The organism is Mycobacterium sherrisii, from assembly GCF_002102355.1.
GTDB classification, from domain to species: Bacteria; Actinomycetota; Actinomycetes; order Mycobacteriales; family Mycobacteriaceae; genus Mycobacterium; species Mycobacterium sherrisii.
The window spans coordinates 1-4,994 of the sequence record NZ_LQPT01000034.1; the positions used below are offsets into that span (position 1 = coordinate 1).

A 4,994-nucleotide genomic window follows, 5' to 3' on the forward strand; every position below is an offset into this window, starting at 1 on the left:
CGGCCTCGGTCCAGCCCTGGGGCACCGACATGCTGCCCACCAAGGCGGCCTTGCCCATCGACCCCGACACCGGAACCGCGTCGACGGCAGAACTGAATATTGGACCGACCGCAACACCCCGCGTCAGCGGCGCGAGCGCGCCCGAAATCGCCTTCGGCCCGGACAGATACGCCCCGGCGCCCTGTCCATTGAGACCAAAGGCATAGCCCTGACCGAACGTCAGGAACGGTCCACCCGGGATGGTGCTGGACGACTGGGGCGAGAATACGCCGGTGATGGCCGACCAGATGGTGTTCCAGTTGGTGATGGCCGAGGGCACCGTCAACCCCGTCGACGACGCGGCGGCCGACGACGTGGCGGCCTGCTGGCCAGTTGCGACCGTCTGGATCCCGCTACTGGTGGCGAGTTGAGACAACTTAGCGGCGACGTGGCTGGTGGAGGTGCCGGTTGATTGGGCCACCGCGGCGGCTTGGGTCTGTGCGCCGGCACCGTTGGTGGTTTGGGGTGGTTCGGTAAACGCGGTGAGTTGGGAGGCCGTCGCCGAGGAGGCGGCATAGGCATACATGGCCCCCGCATCTTGGGCCCACATCTCCATGTAATGGGCCTCGGTGGCCGCGATCGCCGGAGTGTTTTGGCCCAAGATGTTGGTGGCGATCAGCGTGGCCAGCAAGGAGCGGTTAGCCGCGATGATCGGCGGGGGCACGGTCGCGGCAAACGCGGCCTCATACGCCCCGGCGGCCAGCTTGGCCTGCACCGCGGCTTGCTCGGCCTGCACCCCGGTCGCACTCATCCACTCCACATACGGGGCCGCCGCGGCCGCCATCGCGATCGACGACGGCCCGTTCCATGACCCGACCACCAGAGTCTCGATGGCAGAGCCGTACGAGGCCGCGGTGGCATGCAACTCCGCCGCCAACTCATCCCAGGCCGCCGCCGCCGCCAGCAACGGCCCCGCCCCCGCCCCCACATACATTCGGCCGGAGTTGACCTCCGGAGGCAAGGCCCCAAAGTCCAGCATTTTATTACCTCCACAGCTTCATTGGCCGGCTGCGAGCGCGACGGCCTAGACAATTGATTCGAATCTGTTGCAGTACAGACGATTTACAACGTCGCTCCGGATTAATGGATTGACGATTCACGCCGGCTAACAGCAATTAGTCGGCGACGTGAGCTGCTCTGCGTCACTCGGTGATTCGCTAACCGTCAGGGGTTAACGAACATGTCGAGTAACGGCTGGCTCAATCAGGCGTATTGAGGTCAACCATATTTGCAATGTGGGCCAAGGGTATTGAAGCGTCGCGAGTTGTCTACCGAGGCTGCTGCAGCCCACCCATAGATACTCGCCATCGACGACCTGGCATGCACGGTCGTGTTCTGGGTGCGTCTGATCTCCGGCACTAAATGTCCAAAATCCATTCTTATCCCCTTTAGGGCAACGACAAGTTCTACACGGCTCACCATCTGAGATGGGACGCACGAAATAGACTGCAACTGTTAACTTCTGCTAGCGAAAGCTGGTCAATGTTCGATCCCCGGCGCTAGCGCGTGGCGGTGCACGAGACACCCGCAAGCCCGCCTTGCGGTGCCTCACCTGCAATCGCGAGGAGATCTGGCAGCTAGCGCTGCTCCATCAGCAACGCAACACGCAGAAGAAGGTCAAACGTTGTCGATCGCTATATTGAGCCGCGGGCATGCTGGTATGCGCGCCGGCAGATCGAAAGACCAGGTCTGCGAATAAGGCCCGTAGGTCAGGCGGCTGGGATTCAGGGTCTAAGCGCGTGCCCGACTCCGGGCGGTGCTGAGTCATCCACATACTGTGAAACGGTTTTTTCTTCAGCGGCGACGCGCGCCATGAATGGGCATCTTGAGTATCAGGCTTAGTTATGGACTCGCTATGAGCCAGCGAATGCTCAGGCGTCCTACTGGCATCCGGGGCGCTGTGTGTCCAGGCCGCGGGTTCGGGCAGCGTTGCTGCCGAAAATTGGTGTCGTAAAGCAGAACTGGTGAGGAGATTGACGAACAGGCTGAGCGCAGCGACTACCGCGACGGCACGCTGCCATCGTCGAGTCGGAATTCCGCTCCGAACTTCCATAGTGTGAGCAACCTTACAGCAGCCAAACGCTGTCCGCTAGCACTTGTCAGCTGTGAAATAGATGAAAGTCGTTTGTAGGCTTGGTAATTGGACGAGTAGGCACCGCTGCATTGATTTGCTCGCCATCGGCGGCATGATATTGCTGTAAGGCATGCGTTTCGTCAGGAGGAGGCGCAAGTCCAGTCTCGAATTAGGCTGCGAGCCGCGCACCTTCGCGCGGATCCACACCCTCGCTCAGGAACTAACGGCTGATCGCACCCGCGGATGGAGTGTGCCGGTTGGCCTCGCTCGGCCCCATCGAGACGTTGCGGTCATGGACCACACCTACTATCGAGAGCGTCGCATTCAGCCGCTGCTGACGCGGGTAATCGCCTATTTGGGAGTGCCGACATTCACTACGGCCCTTGATAACTCGCGACGATTACTTTTAATAAGTCTCGACTATTACTCCGCCTCGGTGCAGTCCATTCACCGGTCCTGCGATGTCGCGCCGACCGCGCGACGCCATTGGTCGCCCAGTGCGACTCAGTGCGGGTTCAACCGATTCGGCCCCGGTGGCGTGTTCCCCGTGATTGAGACCGCGTGATCTGTACCCGTGTTGTAGGTCCACGGTTGTGAGAGTCGAGGGCAGAGTGATCATCAGGAGGTCACATGCCCCGTATGTATTCGTCTTCGGTGCGCCGGCAAATCGTTGCTCGGCTGCGATCGGGTGAGCCGGTGGCCGCCGTGGCGGTCGATACGGGGATCTGTCAGGCCACACTGTTCCGGTGGAAACGTCAGGCACTCATCGATGCCGGAGTCATCGAGGGCACCCCGAGCGTGGAGGCCGACGAGCTGGCGGCCGCTCACAAACGTATCGCTGCGCTGGAAGCCGAACTGGCGTTGACCCGCGATGCCTGCGAGCTGTTCGGTGAGCAGGCGGTGGTGCCCCCAAAACGCCGACGCGCGATCGCTGAAGGGCTGATCGCGCGAGGACATTCAGCCCGATCCGCCTGCCGGATAACGGGATTAGCGCGGTCCTTACTGCAATACCACCGGCGTCGCCCTGTCCCAGACCGCGAGGTGCGCCGGCTCATCGTGGCCGACACGATCACCGAGATCCACCAGCGATCTCGCGGCACCTACGGGCGCCGGAGAGTCCGCGCCGCGCTCCTTGCCGACTACGAGATGAACGTCAACCTTAAGCTGGTCAACTCGATCATGTCCGAGCACGGTCTGTGTGGGCTACCGCGGCCGGGACGGCGTAAGCCCAATCTAATCGGTGTCGACACCCCGGTTGACCTGATCAACAGGCGATTCACCGCCACCCGGCCCAACGAATTGTGGTGCACCGACATCACCGAGCACCCGGCCCGCGATGGCAAGGTGTACTGCTGCGCGATCTTGGACTGCTTCTCGCGCATGATCGTAGCCCGTACCTTCTCTACGACCGCTGACACCGCGCTGGTCAACAACGCGGTCAACATGGCCGTGGACAACCGAACACTAAGTGGTTCAACGATTCTGCACGCTGATCACGGCACCCAGTTTACGTCCTGGAGCTTCGGGGAGAATATGCGACGATGGGGCCTGCTCGGCTCGTTTGGCACCGTGGGCGACTGCTTCGACAACGCGGCCATGGAGTCCTTCTGGGCCAGACTGCAGGTCGAGCTTCTCAACACCCGCAGATGGGCCACCACCATCGAGTTGGCCGCCGCGATGGCCGATTACATCGACAACTTCTACAACGTCGAACGCCGCCACAGCTACCTCGGTAACATCAGCCCGACAGAGTTCGAAACGCTCTGGACGTCCACCTATTCGATCCCTCAGCTCGCATAACCACGGCTCGAAACGGCGGGGACAGATCAGCGAAGTTTTAGAGTCCTGTGGCCCGATGTCGGGCTGGAAGGGACGATGAAACACATGGCTGGTCGTAAGCGGCATTCCGCGGAGGACATGGCGCGCAAGTTGCGCCGCGCGGACGAGTTGGCTGCTGAGGGCAAGACTGGGGAGGAGATCGCTGCTGAGCTGGGCGTGTCGCCGGCCACGCTGTACAACTGGCGTCGCGCCTGCGGCGGGATGGACACCGACGCCGCCAAAGAGCTCAAGGAGCTGCGTGAGCAGAACGCTCGCCTCAAGAGGCTGTTGGCCGAGTCCGAACTGGAAAAGGACGCTTTGCGGGAGGTCGCGAAGGGAAAATTCTGAGCCCAGCTGCCAAGCGCCGCGCCGTGGACATGCTCAAGGACACGTTGAGCATGTCGGAGCGGTTGGCGCGCAAGGCCGTTGGGCTGGCTCGTTCCACCTACCGCCGGCTACCGATGGCGCAGACGCCGGCCGATCCGGACGCCGCAATGAGGGCCTGGCTGCGTGCGTATGCCACCAAACACCCGTGTCATGGGTTCCGGCGCGCCTGGGCGGCGTTGCGCTACGACGAATGCCGTGAGGTCAACAAGAAGAAGATCCACCGGCTCTGGCGCGAGGAGGGCCTTCAGGTCAAAGCCCGATCGCCGCGCAAGCGGGCCGGGGTGTCCTCGGTCCCGACGATCGAGGCCGACGCACCGAACGTGGTGTGGGCGATCGATTTCCAGTTCGATTCCACCACCGATGGCAAGGCGATCAAGATCGCCTCGATGATCGATGAGCACACCCGTGAGTCGCTGATGAACATCGTGGAGCGCTCGATTACCGCCGAACGGCTCGTGACTGAACTCGAGACGGCGTTCATGGTCGCCGGCGGGCCGCCGAAGGTGCTGCGGATGGACAATGGTCCGGAGTTGGTTTCTGAAGCGCTGCAACGGTTCTGCGAGAACAAGACCGGCTTGGTCTACATCCCTGCGGGCTGCCCCCTCTTAACCGGCTAATAGTGATATTGGATCAACTGCGACACGCCGTTTTCGTGCGGTTCTTGACCGTAATCGAT

General features: G+C 62.0%; 4 protein-coding genes. 3 read left to right on the forward strand and 1 reads right to left on the reverse strand.

Annotation, left to right across the window (positions count from 1 at the left end):
- Nucleotides 1-1,018 (reverse strand): PPE family protein (locus AWC25_RS06625; protein ID WP_085166520.1); only part of this gene is annotated, 1,018 nt, incomplete at its 3' end.
- A 1,725-nt stretch (nucleotides 1,019-2,743) separates the two neighbouring features.
- Here AWC25_RS06625 and AWC25_RS06630 point away from each other — a divergent pair.
- From AWC25_RS06630 to AWC25_RS06640, 3 genes are all read left to right on the forward strand, one after another.
- Nucleotides 2,744-3,913 (forward strand): IS3 family transposase, encoded by a 1,170-nt coding sequence (locus AWC25_RS06630; RefSeq protein WP_085166521.1) that lies wholly within the window; start codon nucleotides 2,744-2,746, stop codon nucleotides 3,911-3,913.
- Nucleotides 3,914-3,997: 84 nt separating this feature from the next.
- Entirely contained in the window at nucleotides 3,998-4,279 is a 282-nt protein-coding gene (locus AWC25_RS06635) for a transposase (RefSeq protein WP_069403048.1), read from the forward strand.
- Nucleotides 4,280-4,308: 29 nt separating this feature from the next.
- Nucleotides 4,309-4,935: a DDE-type integrase/transposase/recombinase gene (locus AWC25_RS06640; RefSeq protein ID WP_232327406.1), complete on the forward strand. Its 627-nt coding sequence runs from the start codon at nucleotides 4,309-4,311 to the stop codon at nucleotides 4,933-4,935.
- The last annotated feature ends 59 nt before the right edge of the window (nucleotides 4,936-4,994 follow it).